Here is a 3,111-nt window from a genome sequence, read left to right on the forward strand (position 1 = left end):
AGGCTCTTTTGGTGCCTGAAACAGCTTGTCATACTCATCTCTTGGTAAGGGCTCGAACTCTTCAGCTTCTTTGAGCGTCTCAACTCCGTAGAAGTACATCCTGTTTTGCCGACTATCCTTGCTCATGCAATACAAATGATTTAAAATATTCAGAGGTTCCCTAGTTTTCAAATCTATTTTTAAGTGCCTAGGTCAGCTATTGTTGATAGCTATTAAAAGTAGTTGATCTTACAAGGTTTTTCAATGCGCTGACGCATGCGCTTTACAGGGAGTTTCGAGATTATGTTTAAGCACGGGACATGGGTTCTGTTAATTGCGGTTTTGATTACTGGATGTACTCAATCTCAGACAGAAACTGTTGATGGCATAGGTTCGGTCGAAGGTTTTTCCCCCGCCACCCAGATAACACAAAAAATGAATCAGGCTGTCGAAGCGCAACTTCCCCTCAAAGATTCTGAAGATATCGCACAATCCAAACGAGGCTTCATAGCCACGGTAGAAGGCCTTCAAGTATCCGCCTCCGGAAAATTGGCCTGGAACACAAAGGCCTATGAGTTCATACAAGGACAAGCTCCTGCAACTGTAAATCCTAGTCTTTGGCGGCAGGCGGGACTCAACAACAGGCATGGTTTGTATCAGTTATCAGAGGGGATATATCAGGTTCGTGGTTTCGATCTGGCCAATATGACCGTGATTCGTGGAGAGACGGGCTGGATCGTGATAGACCCGTTAACCACAGTGGAAACGGCACGCGTGGCAATGAAACTGGTAAATGATCAATTAGGAAAAAGACCCGTTAGCGCCATTTTGTTCACCCATTCTCATATTGATCACTTTGGCGGTGCCCATGGCATTGCCTCTCCAGAACAAGTCAGCCAACAGCAACTTAAAGTGATCGCGCCAGAAGGCTTTATGGAAGAGGCCACCAGTGAAAATGTGGTGGCAGGCATGGCAATGGGACGTCGCTCTATGTACATGTACGGAAAGCGATTACCTAAATCTGAAAGAGGGCATGTGGGCTCTGGCTTAGGTAAGGAACCTGCGTTTGGTCAGTTCACTATCTTAGAACCCAATGTGCTGATTTCCGAGAGTGGTGAACGTCATGAGATCGACGGCGTGACATTTGAATTTCAGGTGGTATCCGGTTCAGAAGCACCTGCAGAATTTACTTTCTATCTTCCTGAGTTCCGAGCCTGGTGTGGCGCTGAATTGGTTTCGCGTAATCTCCACAACCTATATACCTTGAGAGGGGCTAAAGTGCGCGATGCTTTGAAGTGGAGCGGTTATATTCATGATGCCATTCAATACGCAGAGAAAAGTGACCTCTATTTTGGCAGTCACCACTGGCCGATATGGGGCAGTGAAAAACTGGTGACATTTCTTAAAGCTCAACGGGATACTTATAAATATATCCATGATCAGTCGGTGCGTTTATTAAATGCAGGGTATACGCCAACGGAGATAGCCGAACAGATTGAGTTGCCTCCGAGTTTGGCCAGTAACTTTTCCAACCGTGGTTACTATGGAACGGTAAAACATAATGCAAAAGCGGTTTATCAGTGGTATTTAGGCTGGTATGACGGAAACCCTGCGAATCTTAATCCGCTTCCTCCGGAAGAATCTGCGGATAAATACATAGCCTTAATGGGAGGGGCTGAGAGGGTTCTACTTGCTGCTCAATCGGCTTTTGACCAGGGTGAATATCGTTGGGTAGCCGAACTTTTGAATAAATTGGTCTTTGCTGACCCTGGCAACGATAAGGCCCGAGAGCTCCTTGCTAAAGCTTATGATCAATTGGGATACCAATCGGAATCAGCGCCTTGGCGAGATAATTATCTTACGGGGGCTTATGAGCTGAGACATGGTGGCCCGGATAAAGGCGTTGATGTGGCAATGATGGAGGGGGTTCTGAGAGAGGCACCTCTTGAGAACTTCTTTATATCAATGGCTGCCCGTTTAATTGGCCCGGAAGCTTTTGATAGCCATCATAAGATCAATATCACCTTCACTGACAGGCAGGTAAATTTCTATTTGTGGATTGAAAATGCCGTTCTGCATTTTGAACAAATTGAACCTGTCAGTGATGCGGATGCCACACTTAAGGTGACTCATGAGTTATTTCTCAAAATGGCCACTGATCAGGCTGGGATCAAAGAAACCCTGTTCTCGGATGATTTGACGGTGGAGGGTAGTAAGCTGGATTTAGTGAGTTTCTTCAGGTTGTTTGAGAAGCCGAGAGGTGTCTTTAATATCATTGAGCCTTAAGGAACTTACTTCTAGGTTCCCTAGAATAAGGCCATTTGATTATCTATTAGGCGATCAAAGTCCATCCCGATAAAGGGCAGAATGCCTTCCGCGATGGGCTTTAGCTGTTTCTCAATGTAGTGTTGGTAATCAATGTCTGATTCAAGATAGTCCAAAGGCTCAGGCCCGTTCAGGGTGATGATATAGTTGATCCAGCCTTTGTGTTGATACTGTAGTGGCTTGCCAAGCGCTTTGTTCTTTTCGTCGGCTATTTTGGCAGATCGAGCATGGGGTGGAACGTTTTTAACGTACTCTCTGAGCGGTCTTCTAAGGCGTTTTCGATAAACCAGCTGATTATCCCGTTCTCCATTCAGTGTGGCCGCCACGGTGTCTTTGATAAATTGGCTTGGGTCGCGATCATCAAAGACGATTTGGTAAAGATTCTTTTGAAAGTCTCTCGCCACGTCTGTCCAATCAGTGCGAACCGTTTCCAACCCTTTAAAGACCATTTCCGGTTGTTGATTTTTAACAACCATACCGGCATAGCGCTTTTTACTGCCCGCTTCAGAACCACGAATGGTCGGGCGTATAGGACGTTTAAAGCACCTTTTCACCCTTCGGATGAAGTAGCATACCCGAAATTGCTGCTCATTTTTATTGCCTAAGCCCCGGAATTTAGCTTCACAGCGCCCAAAGAAGGTCGTATTTTGGTCGATTTGACCGAAAAGTGCCTGGCGAATGGATCTTTAGCCGACAGTTGCCCCACCGGCCTGCCGCAAAGGCTGACAGTACATGGATTGAGAGCTTAGGAGCGTCAATTAAATAAACGAGTCTGCGATGGGCCGAACAGGCTGGGAGTCAGTGGTG

At 46.2% G+C, this 3,111-nt stretch carries 2 protein-coding genes; one reads left to right on the forward strand and one right to left on the reverse strand.

The features are described from left to right. Positions 1-282: 282 nt before the first annotated feature. The gene (locus tag A3766_RS14575) at positions 283-2,265 is read left to right on the forward strand and encodes an alkyl/aryl-sulfatase (RefSeq protein ID WP_068510506.1); all 1,983 of its coding nucleotides are present in this window, start codon (positions 283-285) and stop codon (positions 2,263-2,265) included. A 20-nt stretch (positions 2,266-2,285) separates the two neighbouring features. Here A3766_RS14575 and A3766_RS14580 read toward each other — a convergent pair whose 3' ends face one another. Continuing rightward, the gene (locus A3766_RS14580; protein ID WP_068510504.1) at positions 2,286-2,858 is read right to left on the reverse strand and encodes a DNA polymerase domain-containing protein; all 573 of its coding nucleotides are present in this window, start codon (positions 2,856-2,858) and stop codon (positions 2,286-2,288) included. Between the last annotated feature and the right edge of the window lie 253 nt (positions 2,859-3,111).

The organism is Oleiphilus sp. HI0132, from assembly GCF_001635845.1.

Excerpts from the sequence above, each read along its gene's own strand:
- A3766_RS14575 (WP_068510506.1), top strand. The coding sequence starts at position 283 with ATGTTTAAGCACGGGACATGGGTTCTGTTAATTGCGGTTTTGATTACT.